The sequence below is a fragment of the Spongiactinospora sp. 9N601 genome (assembly GCF_044326295.1).
GTDB lineage: Bacteria > Actinomycetota > Actinomycetes > Streptosporangiales > Streptosporangiaceae > Spongiactinospora > Spongiactinospora gelatinilytica.
Genome location: NZ_JBIRBB010000025.1, coordinates 66709 through 85098, shown reverse-complemented (window position 1 = coordinate 85098; position 18390 = coordinate 66709). Strand labels below are relative to the sequence as shown.

Genomic DNA, 18390 nt, shown 5'->3' with positions numbered 1-18390 from the left:
TAGGCATTGCCGGGACCTCGACGACATATGAACTGAACGCGTTCAGCAGTCGCGTGGAAGTGTGGATTTACCGGCGAAGGTACCCGCCTAGGGTTTTGGCACGTGCCAATGGGGGCGCCCGGACCCCCTTAAGGACGCCCTGCGACGTCCCGCCCGCCCGCAAAGGCACACCCTCGCCGCCGGGGAGGCGGAAGCAGATCGAACCACCGGTCTCGCCGGCACACCCCCGCGCCGATCAACGGCCGCTACACCCGAACTCAACCGGAAAACCACGGATAGGCGACGCGGGGGTATTCACCACCCGGCCCGACAGCGAACTCGGCTCGCGCCTGCGAAGCCCGGACGCCGAGGACGCCGACTCCAGCAGGGTCTTCAGAAGTCCGTCCGAGGCCGTGGAGCCGAGGTCAGCGAGCTGTAGGCGGAATTCACCGGACGGCCCGACGGCGTCCCCCTGAGTCACATCCAGCCCAAGCCGAGCACCGTCGTGCATCGAGCGCACGTGATGCACAGAGCCTTTCCCCGGCCGCCTGAGCCAGGTCAACAGCCGACCTTTCCACGGTCGCCCGACACTTGTTTCATTCCATGAATTCCGCCATTTCCACCCTTCATGTTATTTTCGGCAGGCCACCATAAAGAAATAGACATGAATTCATTCTCCCGGGTGGCCGCGTCACCACCACCGACCGGCCCGCGGAACGCGTCCTGGTGAAGGTGACCGCCGGTGGGCTCACCGGATGGGGTGAGGCGACGCCGACTCCCGCATGGACGTACGAGACCACCGAGTCGATCTCTACGACGATTCACCACTACCTCGCCCCGGCCCTGGCCGGCCGGCCACGCAAAACGCTCGGCTGGGAAACCCCAGCCGAGCGCCTTACCACTCCGCCGGCCGGCGGTCACCCCGGCGGCCTCTCGCGACGCCGCTCAGCGCCCTCCCCCACATCGGGGCCCGGGCCGGACGAGGCCATCACGGGACGCCTGAACGACGAACGCCTCTGATCGCCGGGAACAGGGCCGACCGCTTCCAGTCCTCGGGTGGAGATGCTGCCTTGATCCCAGCCTTTCCCTGTCCAGCGCTGCCGGCATCGACAGCATACATACTAGTATGTATGCTGCCTTTTGTGACCCTCACCTGCACCGCACACGAGCGCCGAGTGCACTATGCAAGCCTGCTGGAAGTCGCCGCGAAGCTACGCGCACGCGAACTCACGCCAGTGGAGTTGACCGAGACACTGCTGGCCCGGATCGACCAGGTCGATCCGGTGCTGCGCAGCTACGCCACGGTGACGGCGGACGTCGCCCTTGCTCAAGCCAGGAACGCCGAGGCCGAGCTGGCAGCGGGCCGGTACCGAGGCCCCCTGCACGGCGTGCCGATCGCCGTGAAAGACCTCTGCTTCACCGCCGGCATCGCCACCGCGGCCGGCACCACGATCCGCTCCGGCTACGTGCCCGCCTACGACGCGACAGTCGTCCAGCGTCTTTCGCAAGCCGGGGCCATCCTGCTCGGAAAGCTACAGCTCACCGAAGGCGCATTCGCCGAGCACCACCCGTCCGTCACACCGCCCCGCAACCCGTGGAACCCGGACTACTGGTCCGGTGCCTCTTCGAGCGGCTCCGGCGTCGCGGTGGCGGCCGGCCTCGCCTTCGGTTCCCTGGGCACCGACACCGGCGGGTCGATCCGGTACCCGTCGGCGGCCAACGGCCTCACCGGCATCAAACCCACGTGGGGACGGGTGAGCAGGCACGGGGTCTTCGCGCTCGCCGCGAGCCTCGACCACGTCGGCCCGATGGCACGCTCGGCCCAGGACGTGGCCGCGATCCTGGGAGCGATCGCCGGGGCAGACCCGTACGACCCGACCGCGGCCGGCGTACCGGTGCCCGACTACCTGGCCGGCCTCGGCGCCCCGATCGGGCCGGTACGCATCGGAGTGGACCGCGCCTACAACGAGACCCGTGTCGACCAGGCGACCATCGGCATGCTCGATGACGTCGTCGCCGTACTGCGCCGCCTCGGCGCGACGATCGTCGAGGTCACCCTTCCTGACACCAGCACCATCAATGCCATGTGGCCCCGGTACGCCGGTGTGGAGGCCGCGATCGCCCACCAGGCGACCTATCCCTCGCGCGCCTCGGAATACGGCCCGGCCGACACACCCGGCTCGATCGCCGGGCTCATCACGCACGGCCACACCGTCTCCGCGATCGAGCTGATGCACGCGCACCATCAGCGGCTCGCGTTCACCGGCGGACTGGCGCGTACCCTGTGCGACGTGGATGTCCTGCTGGCTCCGGTGCAGCCGACCACGAGCCTCACGCTTGCGCAGAAGGAGGCGCTGTATGCCGACCCCGAAGCCCTGACGGACTTCCTCCGCTTCGTCACCCCGTTCAACATGGCCGGCGCCCCGACCATCACCCTGCCGGGCGGTGTCGGCGAGGATGACATGCCGCTGGGGTTCCAGTTCGCCGGTAGGCCGTTCGAGGAACAACTACTGATTCGGCTCGGCCACGCCTACCAGCGTGAGACGGACTGGCACCTGCGGCATCCGGCCCTGTGATACGGGCCGCGACAGGCACCGCACCGCATTGCCGGGAGGCACCATGAAACCGAACGCTCGGGAGCGCTTGATCGAGGGCACGCGGCAACTGCTGTGGGAGCGCGGCTACGTCGGCACCAGTCCGACCGCGATCCTGGCGCGCTCCGGCGTCGGCCAGGGCAGCATGTACCACCACTTCGATGGCAAGCCGGACCTGGTGCTGGCGGCCGAGCAGCGCAGTGCGGAACTGATGCAACAACAGATCGCCGAGGCGTTCGCCGTGGAAGGCACCGCGCTCGAACGCGTCACGAGATATCTGGGGCGCGAACGCGATGTGTTGCGTGGGTGCAGCGTGGGACGGCTCACCGCCGATCCGGAGGTCATGGCCGACGACACCTTGCGCGCACCGATCCGGGAGACCTTCGAGGTGCTGCACGAACACCTCCGGCGCACGGTCGCCGAAGGTGTGGCGGCCGGTGAATTCGCCGGCGAGCTGGACATCGACGAGACCGCTTCCGCCATCGCCGCCGTCATCCAGGGCGGCTACGCCCTGGCCCGCGCGGCGCAGGCGGTAGAGCCCTTCGACCGCGCCATCAGGGGAGTGCTCTCACTCTTGCGGGCGAGCGCTCCGCGCGCGAACTGAACCCCGAGCACCACCACCCATCGACCAGGGCCCTCGACAAGCTCGAAGGCCCTTCTCCTCCCGTGCGCAAGACGTCGTCCGGCGTAGGCCCTCGGGGCAGAGCCGCTACTCGCTCGACCCACAGCCCCATCGGGTAGCGACACCACAGGCACCGGGAATCTTCTCCGCCCACTGACCTTCGCCGGCTTCGGCGCGCGGCCAAGGCGTGTTCTCCCATACCCCCATCGGAGTGACCGTGTCACCTGACGCCGCCCAAAGTCGGCGACCACCACCTGCTTCTGCCACCAGCCGGACACTGGGCCTCACCGGCCTGTGTCTCGGCACCGCTCTGATCATCATGGAAGCGAACGTCATCAACGTCGCGATCCCAGTGATACGTGCCGACCTGCACGCAAGCCTGGCCGGCGGACTGTGGGCCATCGACGCCTACACGCTCGTGTTCGCCGCTCTGCTACTGTCCGCCGGCCGGCTCGGAGATCGGATCGGTGCCCGACGCGGCTACCTGACCGGACTGGGGCTGTTCGCCGTCGCCTCGATCGCCTGCACTGTCGCTCCCAATACGGGTCTGCTCGTCCTTGGCCGCGCCTGCCAAGGTCTGGGAGCGGCGCTCCTCGCCCCGGCACCACTGACCCTGATCACCCGCATCTTCACCGTGCCGGCCGAACGCACCAGAGCGGTCTCGGCCTGGGTGAGCGTAGGGGGTATCGGCTTCGTGATCGGCCCGTTCATCGGTGGACTGCTGGTCGACACGCTCGGCTGGCGGAGCATCTTCCTGCTCAACGTCCCGGTCGCCGCCGCCACCGGCTGGCTTGTCGCCCGGTACGTGGCGGAGGTTCCGCCGCAACGCGTGTCGTTCGACATCCGCGGGCAGGCCCTCGCGATCGTGGGCCTCGCCGCCATGGTGTGGGCGCTGGTCGAGTCGAGTGTCGCAGGCTGGTTCGACCCCGCCGTGCTCACCGCTCTCGTGGGCGGCACCGCGACCCTCGTCGTGTTCGTCGCAGCGCAGCATTCCTGGGCGCGAGACGGGCGGCAGGTCCTCCTGCCCCCGGCCATCATCGCCGCGCGTCCCGTGCTCGCCGGTCTGCTCGGCGGTGCGACGTACAACTTCACGCTCTACGGGATGCTGATCGTCTACACGTTCAACTTCCAGCAGCTACGCGGCTACTCCGCCTTGCAGACCGGGTCGGCCTTCCTCCCCTTGACCGTGGCCGCCACCCTCGCCTCGGCCTTCCTCGGCGCCCGTTTCATCACCGCGTTCGGTCCGCGTACCGGCTTGGCCACCGGAATGACCCTCTCTGCCATCGGACTCGCGCCTCTCACCATCGCCTCCGCACCGTATCCACTCATCGCGGCCGGCTTCTGCGTCTTCTCCATCGGTATGGGGCTCTCCGCGCCCTCCCAGACGCTCGCCGTCATGACGTTCGCCCCCGACCGGCACCAGAACATGGGATCGAGTGCCCTGAACACGGCTCGGCAGACAGGCGGCGCAATCGGGGTCGCCCTCCTCGGAGCGGTCGTCGCAACAGACCCCGACCGGGGCACCCTCGCAGCCATCGCCATCGCCATCGGCATGTGCCTGATCGCAGCCGCGACCGCCCTGCGTCTCATTCCACGTGAAATAGCCCGCCCCGGCACGAGCCGGTGCTCTGAGCTCGAACCACTCCATGATGGCCAGACGTAAGCGATCGTGGCAGCGTACCGCCCAGCACAACGTCCCGCCAGGACGCTGTGCGACTCCGGCACGTTATCCGGTACATCGCGGCGGACGCCGCACGACGGCCGGCATGGGCACCGCGCCGAAGATCGCCGCCCTGCGCGGTACGCACATGACCCTCGCCGCGGCCACCGACGCCTTTCTCGCCACCCCGCGCACGGCCAACACAATTCGGACTGGAGCGCATCCTGGCCGGTATCGAGGCGCTCATCGCCGCGCGGAACGCCGCCCACACGAGACCGGCGTGTTCGAACAGCGTCCCCGTACCGGTAATGATCGACGCCTCGGAGACCAGGACGGTGTCGCCCGCGACCAGGAGCATGTCCTCCAGGACGGCCGGGATCGGACGAACCGTGTCATCGCCCGGCTCCTGTGTACTGGTCTACGGCCGCAAAGACAGTGAGCGCGTCTCGGAGTGCGGCCACATCGTGGGTCCGGATGAAGTCGACGCCTTGGCCGGCGGCGTACAGCTCTGCGGCCAGGCTGGCCGGCCCGATACCTGACAGATCCCGCCCGGTGATCGCGCGGAGGAACGACTTCCGCGACGGGGAGACCATGATCGGCACATCATAACGGGCTCTGATCGCGTGGAGTTCGGCCAGGACGGTCAGCGACGGTTCCGGTGTGTCGCCGAGGAAGTAGCCGAGCCCGGGGTCGATGATCAGCCGCTCGTTGTCGATGCGTGCTGCTTGGAGTGCGGGCAGCCGCCGGTCGAAGAACTGCACCAATTCGTCCAGAACCGTCTGCGGATCGGTTCGCACCTTGGTTGCGGGGCCGTGGCGCTGCACCGAGTGCATGACGACGAGACGGCATCCCGTGTCGGCCAACTCCTCGTACCGCCCCTGGTCAGGGAAGCCCTGGATGTCGTTGAGAAACGTCGCACCACGGGCCGCGGCGAACCGCTGGGTCTGGGGTTGGTATGAGTCGACCGACACCGGAATCCCGGCGGCGACCAACCGGTCCAGGATCGGGTCCAACCGCCGTACCTCCTCGGCGGCGGTCACGTGCGCGGCTCCTGGATGACTGGCGGCCGGCCCGAGCTCGATGACGTCGGCGCCCGCTGCGTGCAGTCGGCGAGCCTGCGCAAGCGCGTCCTCCGGCGCCAGGAACCTGCCACCGTCCGAGAACGAGTCCTCGGTGACGTTGACGATGCCTACCAGCCGAGGCCGGCGCCAGGGCCCTCCCGATGGAGCAAGATGATCCACAGCCGTGTCTCCCGGATCGCGATCCACAAGAGCCCAGGCGCACGGCACAACGTCACATCGACGGGGCCGCTCCCTGATGGTGATCCATCGCGACACGCCAGTTACGGCCCAGCCATACGGTAGCAGGAGCGGTCTGAACGGCATGGCTACGAATCAGCCGGGCAGGAGCCACCGTCGTCCAGGAGATCGGCCCGCGTCGCAGGGGCTCGGGTGCCCAGGGCGGCCGGCACCCCGATCAGCACCACAGCCAGGGCCTTGGCCAGGCGCCGCCACCACGTGGATAAACCTGAGTCGCGCCTCCTCGCCACGGCGGGTGGCGGCCTTCTGAAGGAGCCTCCTGAGGATGCCGTCCAAAGACCTGGACGGTCGTATGGGCTGCCGTATCCCTCTGTCGGCCGCCGGTTCGCCATCGACCGCGCTCAGCCACAGCCGATCAGCGGGCGGCATCGCCGGTCGGCGCCGCCAAGCGGAAGAGATGCCGCGGACGTCGGTAGATCGTCAGCGGGCAGTTGTGCTGCTGGTCAGCCGCCGCGTGGACCTGACAGGCCCCCCGGCAGAAGCGATGTGACAGAAGATTCCCGGGCTCTAGTCCAGCGGATAGCGGGCCGCAGAACACGTGTTGCCGTGAATCGCCCCGTGCTCGATGTACCAGCGATCCGGGCGAACGCCTGCTCCCGGGTGATCCCGGAAGGACATGGCCATGCCCCCATGCGGTCGCAGCGCCGACCAGATGAGTCCCGTCCCATGGCCGTCACAGGCTGCGAGTGGATTCGGGCAGAGGGCTGCCGCCCGACGACGGCACCAACCGCCGCGTGCGGGCCGTCCTCGCCTACCTGCGCAGCACCGCGACGGCATGACCGGCTCGGCCACGATGCCGCTCAGGTGATGTCGCGGCGCAGCGGCGCTGAACAGGGCCGCGCCCGTGTAGCCGATCGGACGAGGCCCCGATGAAGGCCGGCGGAGGTTCCGGACGTGGGCGGCCTTGAAGGGAGGAATTGCCGGTGCAAGGATGAAAGCTGACGGAAAGGGGGGACCGTCATGCTGCAGGTGAAGAGCACTGAGAAGCCGGACGAGCGCCGTGACTTCCCGATGGGACACATCGAGATCTGCAACCTGACCGGGCTGAGCTTCGGCGTGGCGACATTCGAGCCGGGCTGGCGGTGGTCGGAGTCCGTCAGGCCCATCGTGGGCACCGACTCGTGTCAGGTTCACCACCACGGGTTCGTGGTCAAGGGGAGGCTGCGCATCCGGATGGACGACGGCGCCGAGGCCGAGGCCGGGCCGGGCGAGGTGTTCGTGTGCTCGCCCGGGCACGACGCCTGGGTGGTCGGCGACGAAGAGGTCATCGCCTACGACTTCGCGGGCGGCGCCGCAGAGTACGCCCGGGCGTAGACCGCCCGGCCGGTTCGAGCCGGGGCGCGCCCGGCGCACGTCCGCGTCGGCCGCGCCCCGTCGAATGTCATGAAGAGTCCGGCCCGCGCCGGGCCGGACCCGGTTCCTGCGTGTCGATCTTGATGACCCGTCGCCTGCTAACTGTGAGTGACGAAGGGCTCATCGGGTCGAGAGCGGAAAGCCCAGCCGGCAGGGGAACCATGTCCGAACCACCACGGGAGCCTTGTAAGGGGTAGATCTGACCGCATCACCGAAGTGAACCCGGAAGAGCACAGGAGACTTCAGGCCCGGGGCACCTCGGACGGCGGCAAGGACGGCGCGTCCATCCAGGGCGAGCACGACCACGACGTGGTGGAACTGCAGGGCCGCGCGCATGGGAGACGACGAACTCTTCCCGATGCTGAAGGCGGTCCTCGCCCGGCACCGGCGACAGCGCCTACATCCACGAGCGGATGCACCTCTACTACCAGGACCGGGCTGGAGCGACTCGCGGTCCACATGCCCGCCACCCGCAAGCTCGCGGACGCCATGGCGCACGCCGGCGGCCACGACCGTTACCGCCCGGGATACTACGACAGGCCGGCCTGAAGGGGCAGTACTAGCCCGACCTGCCGGCCGAAGGTCTGAAACTGCTGGTTCTGATCGCCGGCGGATGGTCAGGCTTCGGCGCGTACTCGGGATCGGGCGAGCCGATAGGGCGCGGGTCGGTGAAGGTGCGGGTCCAGCCGGAGAACGACTCGTTGGATGCGATGGCGACGCTGTTCTTCTCCTCGCGTTCGGTCAGAGCCTGAAAGAGGAGTGCGGCGCCGTGCCGGTCGAACTCCATTCCCGCGGTCAGGCCGCGGGGCAGTCGCCTGTGCGGCGGCAGGAACATCACCGCGCCCGGGATCGCGGCCGGCACCGAGCCCGCGAGCACCAGGTCAACCCGGCGGCTCCGCTCCGTACAGTGCCTGAATACCCAGACCGGTCTCCGTGTTTCCCGGCGCGAGCAGTGGGCGATGCTCGACCCGACGTGGCGATCGCCGTGCCGGTCACCCCTGACCGTGACCGTTGATCAGCCAGCGCCCGCCGACACGATCGAGGAAGAACCGCTCACTGTAGTCGCCGTCGTCACCGGTGTAGAACTCACACTGCTCGAAGACATAGCTGACCCGCACTCGTACGCACTTGTCGATGTCTCCGCAGTTTTCCACCTCCGGTTCGCCGATCTCCACATCGGTGACACTGATCCAGTTGGTAAAACTGCTCGCCGGGCCGGTGAATTCTGCCTCGTACTGCGGACTCGTGGTATCCCACATCAGCCGGCCGGTCTCCTTGTCGTGTCCGGCCAGCGCGTCGAAATAGGCGCGCACGACCTCGACCGGGGACGCGCCCGCGGCAGGCGGCTCGGCACGCCGTACTTCGACGCCCTCGCCACACGCCGAGCATCCGGCCACCGCCCCGCCGGGCAGGACCAGAAAAAGCGCCAAGAGCCAACGGCGTAAATGCATTCGAAGATCCTCAAGAAGCGGCGGGCGCCGCCAGGGGCGCCCGCCGATGGACGAAGAGTTCGTTACTTGTTCACCCTACCGAATCCCATCCCCTTGAACTCCTTGGGATCCCAGCGTTCCCCGAGGTTCATGTAAGGACCGCTGCCGGTGCCGTTCACGCCGCCGTGCTGGGCGTACCAGATGTCCTCCAGCGCGTACGGATCCGCCATGTTCTTGAAGGTCACTATGCCCATATGCGATGGCCGACCGCTTTTCCGGTTGGTGAACCAGATTACATCACCGATGCGAACCTGACTCAAAGTCCGGCGGACCGTTATACGGTTCTCCCCGCGGAAGTGATTCCAGTTGTTATCCGCCGCGGCGAACGTCCAGGAGTCGTTCTGATGGCCGTTGTCCTCCCACCAGGAGCGTTTGGCGCGTTTGTCCAGCCAGCTCCACGAGGAGCCGTGGATCTGCCGGTAACGTCCGCCTCGGGCGAGCGCCTTAGAGATGAAGTTCGCGCAGTCGTTCGGATACTCCCAGCCCTTGTTCGTGGGACCGCCGACATTCTTGACCGCCCAGGAGGCCGCGGCGTCCGGGCTGCCCGCGAGGTCGCGCGCGGGCGGCGCGCCCTGGTCGAAGTGCAACTCGGTGTACTCGGGCGGCTCGACGTCCGAGTACGGCACGCCGCCGGGCCACGCGTTGATCTCGACGCCGTCGATGGCGCTCAGAGCATCGGACGCGCCGCTGCTGTTCTGGCGGGTCAATCGGAACCCTGAACCGACCGCGGCGAAGACGCAGTCGCTCTGATCCTCCCAGTCATTGTCCAGTTCCGTGCCTTCGCCCGGAGCATAGGACGTCACCCCGCTGATCCCGGCGCGCATGATGACGCTTCCATTCGCCGCGGGCGACAGCAGGATGTCCGACAACTTGATGTCATAGGTCGCCCGATTGCGGGCTCCGCTGGTCAGCAGGCGATTCTCGTTACCGTAGAGGATGGGGGCGATGGCGGCGGCCTCCGAGTAACCGCCCGTGGCATCGCCGGTGTTCTCGTACCGCTTGTCGCGCATGCCCTCCGTCGCGTCGAGGAAGCGCTCGACCGCCTCCACATATCGACCCGGGTTCTGGACGGCCTGCGGCGCGACCGGGGCGGACGTCTCCCAGGGGCCGTCGCCGTACGCCGTCCGGGCCCGGACCCGGAACCGGTAGCCCGTCCCGTTCGTCAGGCCATCGACGATCACGCGGTCGGCTTCGGCGTCCAGCGTCCGCAGCACGCCGCCCGAGGCGTTGAGGACCTGAACATCGTAGCCGTCGATCGGCGCGTCCGATCCGAGCGACTCCGGCTTGCCCCAGGTCAGCAGCACGCCCTGGTGACCCGCGCGCGTCCGAAGACCGGTGACCTTGCCCGGCGCGGTCGCCGGCAGGTACTTGACCGTGATCGACACCGACGACATGCCCAGCGTGGTCGGGGGAAGAGTCTCGTCACCGAGCAGCACGAGACCGGGGTCGACGAAGTACTCGCCGGTCTCCTCCTGCCGCCACTGCCGCAGGTTCCCCGCCACGTCGAACCGCGCCGCACTCACCGCCGCCCGTTGCTGCGGCGACTCGGCCAGGTCCGCGACCGCCTCGGCCCCGGTGGGCGAATCGGACAGCTCGGCCATCGGCGGGTAGATCGCGACTTCGGCGCCCGCTGGGCAGGGGCCGCCGCAGTCGGCTCCCGCGAGGTTCAGGACGGCGGACGTGATCTCCGCCCCCGCCGGGACGCTCTCCAGATCGGCCTTGACGAGCGAGACGCGTCGCCGGTCGCCGCTGCCACCGATCTCCACCGTGCCGGAGTCGGTGAGCGCACACGGCTCGTCGTCGCAGACCGCGCCGACCTCGGCCGTCCTGATGCTCAGATCCTCGCCGTCCAGCACGACGGTGTGGGTGCCGATCGGCTCCTGCGGCGCCGAGCCCGAGGTGGTGAAGCCGATCGCGGGCGTCTTGTCCGAGCAGACCCCTTCCACACATGCCTGCATCTGCCAGGTGTAGGACCGGTTGGCGGCGAGGACGCCGCCGGGCACCCGCAGCGAGACGCGACTGCCGCCGCTGACCGTGCCCTCTCCGTACGGTGTGCCGCCCACCGGTGCGCCGGACGCGTCGTAGAGGAAGAACCGTCCGGTGACCAGCCCGCCAGAGGGGCGTGCGAGCACGCCGGACAGGATGGGGTTGGTGGGTTCGGTCAGCCCGGTGATCAGATCCGTGGGCGGGTGCGGAGCGTCGGAGGTGATTCGGTAGGTGGGGGTCTCGTTGCACACCGCGGGAGCCGGGCCGGTGATGCACGCCTTGAACGACACCCTGAAGGTGTCGGGATTCGCCATGGTGAAGACGTACTCGGAGAGCCGACCCGACGGCACGTTGGTCGCGGGCGGCGGACCCGTGATCGGACCGGAGGCGTCGGAAACGGTCACCGAGTAGTCGACGTTCTCGCCGCCCGAGGTCGTGGATCCGTAAACGACCTTCACTTTGTCGCTGTGCGCGATCACGTCGTTCCCCGAGATCGAGTCGACGCTCTCCAGCGTGACTTCCGGCATGGAGGGAGGCAGCCGGTAGTCCACGGTCAGCTTGGGCGGGCTGGCGAACTCCACGGTCTCTTCAGATGAGGTGAACACCCGGTGGTTCCCGGTCACGGTCTCCGCCGGTGCGCGCAGCACAATGCCGTGATTGGCGGCACCCGCCTGCCAGTCCCGCACGATCCCGGTGACGTTCCAGCGCATGAACCCGCTGCCGCAGACGCCGGCCTGCGACCCTTCACGGCTGATGGCCGCGTCCTCGGTCGTGTTGGCGGGTTGCGGCGACCAGTCGATGGTGCGGGCGTCCCACGCACCGGTGATCCGTCGTGCCTCGACACCCGGGCCGACCGAAGGGCCGCACGCCGGCGCGTCCACGTTCCGCAAGGAGAGTTCCGCCGAAACAACGGAGTGCGGAAGGTCGGTGGTGTCGAAACGGAGATACGTTCGCGCCACTTCGCCGGGGTAGGGCGTGCCCGCCGACAAATACTCTCCGCCCACGTTGTTATGGTCGTGCACGCTGTTGACGTCGGTGTCGTCGCTGAGCGGCAGCAGCACCCCGGACTCGATGGTCACGGGATACTTCGTCGCGGGATCGCGCAGAAAATCGGAATCCGGTGTGAGAACGAGGGCAGTGCCTGCGCCGCCACCTTTGACGCGGGCTTCGACGCCGCCGGAGTCGCCCTTGCCCGCCCGGCGGACCGCGGCGGCCCGTCCCGGCTCTCCCGCCGCTCGCATCACAGGCCGGGCGGACGACGCGAGCACCTTCCCCGCGCCTTCGGAGACGATCAGCCGGCCGTCGTCCGTCTGTCGCACGCTCGCCCCGCCGGCCGCGATCGGGATCTTGAACTCCACCGCGCCCGCCGGGCGCTCGTTGAGCACGATGCCGAAGCGCAGCCCGGCCGGCAGGGCGGTGACCACCAGATCCCCGGCCGGTCCCGCGACGCCCGGGTAGACGGCGGTGTTCTTCTCCACCTTGGGCTTGGCGAGGTCGGACGGCCAGCGCAACTCCAGTGATCTGCCGCCTCCGTAGTCGAGCGCGGCAAAGGGCGCGCCTCCTCCGGTGGACAGGCGGATGTCGGCCTTCGCGGTCTTGGGCCGCAGGACGCCCTGTGAGTCGATCAGAGTGGTATCGATATTCCGCCACATGCCATCGGGCTGCTTGACCCGGACCGGGCCTCCGTGGACTTCGGAGACCAACCGCCCGTCGGGGTGCGCGGTGGTGCTCATCGTTTCTGTGGTGGTCGCGGAAACGTGGACGGGCCGTCCTCGTTCCTTCGCAGCGGCCAGCGCTTCCGCCAAAGCGGCGTGTTTCACGACTTCGTCCGCCGGACGCGGTAGTCGCGTCTTGGCGGGCGCGACGGAGATCTCCTTGAAAGGCGGCGCCGCCGACGCTGGAGTGGGGGTGGCGAGAGTGCCAGCTATGGTGAGAAAAGCGACGACGAGCACACCGACGCCGCGTTTCCCTTCTTTCGGATGGTACACAGAACCCTCCTTGACACTGCGTTCGCAAAGGATCACGTGAACCATAGGCGGGCGCACAGGGGGCGTAAAGGATCGCCTGAGTGACGAGCCGTGCGCCAAACGTGGCACCAGGAAGAAGAGTAGTAACAACGGATATCGGGCCGCACCCTACACAGGTCATGGGCTCGCCGTATGGTGAGAATCGTTATCTGGAAATCAATCTTCTCTGCATTCCACCGATAACTCGGAGCCCATATCCCGCCCGATGTCAATATCAGGAGGGAGAAATTCCCTCCGGGGCGAGCGCGGTGGTGGGAAGGGGGACGGATGCCATCCTGGGGGCGGAGGGGCTTCGCGGGCGCCGCAGGCCGATCCTCCGAGCAGGCCGTACCAGAAGTGATCGGTGACCAACCGGCCGCCGATTAGTGGCGCAGCCGACGAAGCCGGTCAGGTCAGGCTGAGCAGGGCTGCATGGTCGCCGCAACGGCCTTGTGGGGCAACGGTGAGCCGGAGATCGGCCGCCACGACCGTTACGCCGCTGGCGCGGATCTTGCGCAGCTTCTCAGGCCACTCGGCGCCCGGATGGTCACTGAAGGGAAACTCGCCCATGGGCGAGAAGCATGGGGGCCGCCCCCGAAGAGGTGACGTGAGCTCGCGGTGATCGCGCCGGGTGTCCCCCATCGCCGGCGAAGAGGCCGCCGTCTTCCTGCGCCGGGGCGGCGGTGAGCGGGTTGTAGTGGCGGATGAAGGGCGCCGCGGAGAACATCCTGGTCTGGAGTTCGTCCGGGAGCCGCAGCAGGGACACGCTGTCCGCCTGGCTGGTGTAGGCCTTCAGCGCCTTGATCTTGCGTTCCGCGTAGTCCGCGGTGTCGTTCACGGTGGTGATCAGCTCGTTGGGAATGCCGAAGTCGGCGGCAGTTCGTCCTCCATCTGCACGCCGAGCGCCCGCGTCTGCTTGAACAACTCCCAGGCCCGCGAGCGCGGCACGGCTGTGTAGTAGAACTTGTCCGGAATGCCGGTCACCTCGGTCGTCGCCACCGCGATGCGGTGGGCCTGAAGGTGGTCGGGGTGGCCATAGCCGCTGAACGACCGGGCCAGATAAGGAAATCGGTGACGCGGAGATCGCGATAGCCGAACTCGCCGCCAACGCGGAAACACACGCCCGCCCGCCGTACGCACTACGGATCGCGGCCAGCAACGGTGAGCCCGCCTGGTGCGAGATCATCGACGGCGATCCCGAATTGCGCGTGGTCTCCCGCCTTCTGCGCGGGATGAGCGGCTTCGACCCGTGCGCCATGCGGGCGGCGTTGTTGATGGTCCACTGGAGGGCGAGGGCCTCCCTGGGAACGGATAGCTGTTTTATGAGTCCGGTCAGGCGGCTGCACGTCGGGTCCAGGACGATCGTCCACGGTCCGTACCGGGCGGCCACGACTACTCCCTGGTCCTCGTCCTCCTCATCGATCAGATCCCATGCGGTGCTCTCGATGTCGTCCCAGGTGGCGGGGTGGACACCCAGGCGGGGTCGCCGCCCAGGGCACCTACCACGCCATCGAAGTCGGTATTTCTGATCCATGCGATGGACGCATGGTCGGGTAGGTAGGTGTGGGCGTTGAGATAGTGCCGGCGAAGTGCAGCTGTCCGGCTGTTCCTCCGGGAGGAAATAAAGCGCCGGAGGCGGCCCAGCCGGTGGACCGCCTCCGTGATGCTTACCTGAGTTCCCCGTCATGCGGCAATGCTCGTTCCTCTTCGTCGGTGGAAGGGCTTGTCTGCCCTCGCATAAGGATCCGGAGCAGCACCGGCAGCCAGCTCGCGCACAAAACCGGCGGCGCTTCAGGAAACATCACCCGAACCGGAACCTGCACCCTTCGGGATGTAGACGGTTTCCGGCGTCCAGCCTCCGATGGGCCGCTGTCGTCCCCTGCCTGAGAGGTCATGATGGGTCATCGCCTCCCCGCCCTATGGAGGCAGGTGCCGTGGCCGAGATCTCCCCGGACGATGGGACGGATCTAAGGCTGGCTGATGATCTGTGATCCACCGCAACAGTCGCTGAGCGAGCTGCCGGCCGCTCTCACCGGGCTGGAATCACGCCTTTCCCTCTGACGTCGTGGACATCCCGACGGCGGTGGGAGTTCCTGAGCGAGGTCAGCCGGGGCGGGGTCAGCGGGTCTGCTGGTGCCAGCGGTGCAGCAGGGCGGGGAGTTCGCCGAGCAGGAATTCGTAGAAGGCGTGCATCTGGGCCAGGCGCTGGTGGGCGGGGTCGCCGTTGTCGGTGGCGGCGATCCCCGTGGCCGCGGCCTGGAGCATGTCCTGGATGACGGTGTTCTGGCTGGTGAACAGGATGGCCCAGGCATCGTCGCGGAGCCGGTAGTGCTCGCGTCGGCTGCCGGGAGCGGGCAGGCGTTCGATCAGGCTGACCGTCAGCAGGGATTTGATGGCGCCGGAGACCGCGCCCGCGCTGGCCTCCAGCCGCTCGGCGATCTCGCCGGCGGTGACGCTCTCCTGGTCGGTGAACAGGAAGACCATCAGGGTGCGGGCGGCCATGCGCTGCATGCCGCCCTCGATCAGGGTCAGGGCCAGCCGTTCGGCCGCCTGCCACCGCTCATGCCTGTCGTTCACGTATGCCTCCTTGCGCGAAGCAGGATACCGAACATCTCAATCCTTCAGAAATTTCTGAAAGTCCGGTATAGTCTTCACATCGGCCTCTCGCGAGAGCGGTTCGATGGTGTGCCGGGAAGCCTGGTCGGCGATGTGACCCTCTCATCAGCCTCGACAGGAAGTTGACCGGCCATGACCCTGCTCAGTCGTTTGTACGGCGTGCGCCCAGCCCTGCACCACCGGGTGCGCGTCCGGCGGAACGTGGAGATACCGGCCGCCGATGGTGTGCGGCTGCTGGCCACGCACTACTACCCGGCCGGTCAGCGGCGACCGCCGCTCGTGCTGCTGCGCAGCCCCTACGGCCGAGGCAACGCCCTGGACCGGCTCCCGGCGCTGCTGGCCGAGCGCGGCTACCAGGTGCTGTACCAGAGCCTGCGCGGCACGGCCGGGTCCGGCGGGCGCTTCGACGGCTTCGTCATCGACCCAGCCGACGGCGACGGCACGCTGAGCTGGCTGCGCGCTCAGCCGTGGTTCGGCGGCGAGCTGGCCACGTGGGGCGCCAGCTACCTCGGTTACGTGCAGTGGGAGCTGGCCGCCCGGGACATCCCCGAATGGAAGATCGCGCTGATCCAGGACGCGCCGTCCAGCTTCGCCGAAGACTTCATGTACCCCGGCGGAGCGTTCGCGACGGGGAACGCGCTGGGCTGGGTGCAACTGGTGGACCGGATGTTCACCGCCGGTGGCGGCATCACCCGCCAGGTGGCCGGCATGGTCGGCGCCGCGCGGCGGTTGTCGCGTGCCACGCTTGCCCTTCCGTTGCAGGAGGCCGATCGGGCCCTGACCGGGCACCCTGTGCCCTGGTTCCGGGAATGGGTCCGCCACGGCCCCGGTGAGGAGTACTGGACGAGCACCGACCACCGCGCCAACACCGCCCGCATGCCGCCGGCGGTGCACCTACAGGGCGGCTGGCACGACTTCTTCCTCACGGGCATGCTTGCCGACTACGCCGCCCTGCTCGCCGCCGGGCGTCAGGTGCGGCTGCTGGTCGGCCCGTGGAGCCACGGCCGCGGCCTCTACACCCGCGAAGGGCTGGCCGACGCCCTCGCCATGCTGGACGCCGCGCTGGTCGGCCGGCAGGCGCCCACGGGCGTGCGGCTCTTCGTCACCGGTGCGGGCCGCTGGATCGACGTGCCCGCCTGGCCGCCCGCGCACGAACCGGCCCCCTGGTTCCTGCGCCCGGACGGCAGGCTCAGCCGTACCCTGGAGGATGGCCAGGCCGGCCCCAGCCGCTACCGCTACGACCCCACCGATCCGACCCTCACCGTGGGTGGCACGCAGGTGGGCCTGTCGGCGGGGGCGAAGGACAACCGCGCCATCGAGGCCAGAGCCGATGTCCTGACCTTCACCACCGCGCCCCTAGCCGAAAACGTCGAAGCCGTCGGCCCCGTACGCGTGACGCTGCACACGCGCTCCGACAACCCGCACGTCGACTACTTCGCCCGGTTGTGCGACGTGGACACGCGCGGCCGGTCGGTCAACGTATGCGACGGCATCGTCCGGCTGCACGACCCCGGCGACGTCCGGGTGGCCGACATCGCCCTGTGGCCGATGGCCCATCGCTTCCGGCGCGGCCACCGCATCCGGCTGCAGGTCTCCAGCGGCGCCCACCCACGCTTCGGCCGGAATCCCGGAGTCGGCGAACCGCTCGCGACCGGTAGGAGCCTGCGCCCTTCGGAGCACGAGATCTTCCACGACCGTCAGCACCCGTCAGCCCTCTGGCTGCCCCTCGCCCCAGGAGAGTCATGAAGGTCCTAGTTCTCGGCGGTACCCACCACGTGGGTCGCGCTGTCGTGGAAGCCGCGCTGGAGCGCGGTGATGAGGTGAGCACGCTCAACCGCGGCCTCAGCCGCGACCCCGCCCCGGGGGTACGGGCGCTGGTCGCCGATCGCACTGATCCTGAGTCTGTACGGCGGGCGCTGGGCGATGGGGAGTGGGACGCGGTCATCGACACCTGGGCCTGGGCCCCGCGGGTGGTGCGCGACAGCGCACGCCTGCTGTCCGGCCGGGCCGGCCACTACGGCTACGTCTCCAGCCGCGGCGTGCACCGCTGGCCCTGGCCGCCCGGCGCCGACGAGCAGGCGCCCCTGGTCGACGGCGACCCCGGCAGCGAGGAAGCCGCCGACTACGCCGCCGCCAAGCGCGGCGGCGAACTCGCCGTCCTGGAGTCTTTCGCGGGACGGGCGTTGCTGGCCAGGGCCGGGATGATCCTCGGCCCGTATGAAGACGTCGGTCGTATCCCGTGGTGGCTACGCCGCCTGGAGAAGGGCGGCCGGGTCCTGGCGCCCGCCCCTGCCGACACGCCCCTGCAGTACCTCGACGTCCGGGACCTGGCCGTCTGGATGCTTTCGTCGGCCGAACGCGGCCTTGCCGGCGCCTTCACCGTGACCGGCCCGCCCGGCGCGATCACCCTCGGCGACCTGCTCACCACGATGCTGGAGGTCACCGGCTTCGGCGCCGAGCTGGTGTGGGCGCCGCCGGAGCTGCTCATGCGGTACGGCCTGCCGCTCGGCATGGAGTTCGGGCTGCGGCTGCCCGACGGGAGCGCGCCGAGCGGCATGCACGACGCCGACGTCAGCGCCGCCCTGGCCGAAGGTCTCACCACGCGCCCGCTGCGCGAGACCCTCGCCGACACCTGGGACTGGCTCCAGGCCGAAGGCGACCCGGCACCCCGCGCGGACGCCCCCTCTCCTGACACCTGGCTGGATGCCGCCGCGGAACAGCGGCTGCTCAGCCGGCTCTCCCACTAAGAAGAAGGCAGCATCTGT

At 68.7% G+C, this 18390-nt stretch carries 14 protein-coding genes, 1 pseudogene and 1 riboswitch; of the genes and pseudogenes, 7 read left to right on the top strand and 8 right to left on the bottom strand.

Translation table 11 applies throughout. The features are described from left to right. The first annotated feature begins 651 nt into the window (after window positions 1-651). From ACH34R_RS40190 to ACH34R_RS40175, 4 genes are all read left to right on the top strand, one after another. Window positions 652-999, top strand: a complete 348-nt coding sequence (locus ACH34R_RS40190) for a hypothetical protein (RefSeq protein ID WP_397566872.1) — start codon at window positions 652-654, stop codon at window positions 997-999. A 50-nt stretch (window positions 1000-1049) separates the two neighbouring features. Further along, window positions 1050-2555 carry an amidase gene (locus tag ACH34R_RS40185; protein WP_397566862.1) on the top strand — a complete coding sequence of 502 codons (1506 nt, stop codon included), beginning with the start codon at window positions 1050-1052 and terminating at the stop codon, window positions 2553-2555. A gap of 67 nt (window positions 2556-2622) precedes the next feature. Beyond that, window positions 2623-3177, top strand: coding sequence for a TetR/AcrR family transcriptional regulator (locus ACH34R_RS40180; RefSeq protein ID WP_397566861.1), 555 nt, complete (start codon window positions 2623-2625; stop codon window positions 3175-3177). A gap of 205 nt (window positions 3178-3382) precedes the next feature. Then, window positions 3383-4858, top strand: a complete 1476-nt coding sequence (locus tag ACH34R_RS40175; protein WP_397566860.1) for an MFS transporter — start codon at window positions 3383-3385, stop codon at window positions 4856-4858. 389 nt (window positions 4859-5247) lie between these two features. Here ACH34R_RS40175 and folP read toward each other — a convergent pair whose 3' ends face one another. Beyond that, the gene (folP, locus tag ACH34R_RS40170) at window positions 5248-6051 is read right to left on the bottom strand and encodes a dihydropteroate synthase (protein WP_397566871.1); all 804 of its coding nucleotides are present in this window, start codon (window positions 6049-6051) and stop codon (window positions 5248-5250) included. 69 nt (window positions 6052-6120) lie between these two features. Beyond that, a riboswitch (ZMP/ZTP riboswitch) is annotated at window positions 6121-6211 on the bottom strand. Between the two features lie 923 nt (window positions 6212-7134). Here folP and ACH34R_RS40165 point away from each other — a divergent pair. Next, the gene (locus ACH34R_RS40165; RefSeq protein WP_397566859.1) at window positions 7135-7488 is read left to right on the top strand and encodes a cupin domain-containing protein; all 354 of its coding nucleotides are present in this window, start codon (window positions 7135-7137) and stop codon (window positions 7486-7488) included. Between the two features lie 697 nt (window positions 7489-8185). Here the strand turns inward: ACH34R_RS40165 and ACH34R_RS40160 are convergent. From ACH34R_RS40160 to ACH34R_RS40130, 7 genes and pseudogenes are all read right to left on the bottom strand, one after another. Further along, window positions 8186-8314, bottom strand: a pseudogene (locus tag ACH34R_RS40160) (ATP-binding protein); the annotation flags it as partial. Between the two features lie 205 nt (window positions 8315-8519). Then, on the bottom strand, window positions 8520-8957 hold the full coding sequence (locus ACH34R_RS40155; protein WP_397566858.1) for a hypothetical protein: 438 nt from the start codon (window positions 8955-8957) through the stop codon (window positions 8520-8522). Between the two features lie 83 nt (window positions 8958-9040). Beyond that, the gene (locus ACH34R_RS40150) at window positions 9041-12736 is read right to left on the bottom strand and encodes a DNRLRE domain-containing protein (RefSeq protein ID WP_397566857.1); all 3696 of its coding nucleotides are present in this window, start codon (window positions 12734-12736) and stop codon (window positions 9041-9043) included. A gap of 681 nt (window positions 12737-13417) precedes the next feature. After that, window positions 13418-13579, bottom strand: coding sequence for a hypothetical protein (locus ACH34R_RS40145; protein ID WP_397566856.1), 162 nt, complete (start codon window positions 13577-13579; stop codon window positions 13418-13420). Then, a complete protein-coding gene (locus tag ACH34R_RS40140) occupies window positions 13557-13847 on the bottom strand; it encodes a hypothetical protein (protein WP_397566855.1) in 291 nt (96 codons plus the stop codon). Before ACH34R_RS40140 ends, ACH34R_RS40145 begins: the two co-directional genes overlap by 23 nt. A gap of 8 nt (window positions 13848-13855) precedes the next feature. Continuing rightward, window positions 13856-14008, bottom strand: coding sequence for a hypothetical protein (locus ACH34R_RS40135; protein WP_397566854.1), 153 nt, complete (start codon window positions 14006-14008; stop codon window positions 13856-13858). 1119 nt (window positions 14009-15127) lie between these two features. Then, complete coding sequence (locus ACH34R_RS40130; RefSeq protein WP_397566853.1) at window positions 15128-15586, bottom strand: GbsR/MarR family transcriptional regulator; 459 nt, start codon at window positions 15584-15586, stop codon at window positions 15128-15130. A 171-nt stretch (window positions 15587-15757) separates the two neighbouring features. On the opposite strand from ACH34R_RS40130, the gene ACH34R_RS40125 reads away from it, so the two are divergent. Next, window positions 15758-17371, top strand: a complete 1614-nt coding sequence (locus ACH34R_RS40125; RefSeq protein WP_397566852.1) for a CocE/NonD family hydrolase — start codon at window positions 15758-15760, stop codon at window positions 17369-17371. Then, the gene (locus ACH34R_RS40120; RefSeq protein WP_397566851.1) at window positions 17368-18372 is read left to right on the top strand and encodes an NAD-dependent epimerase/dehydratase family protein; all 1005 of its coding nucleotides are present in this window, start codon (window positions 17368-17370) and stop codon (window positions 18370-18372) included. The genes ACH34R_RS40125 and ACH34R_RS40120 overlap by 4 nt, the downstream gene beginning before the upstream one ends. Window positions 18373-18390: the final 18 nt, after the last annotated feature.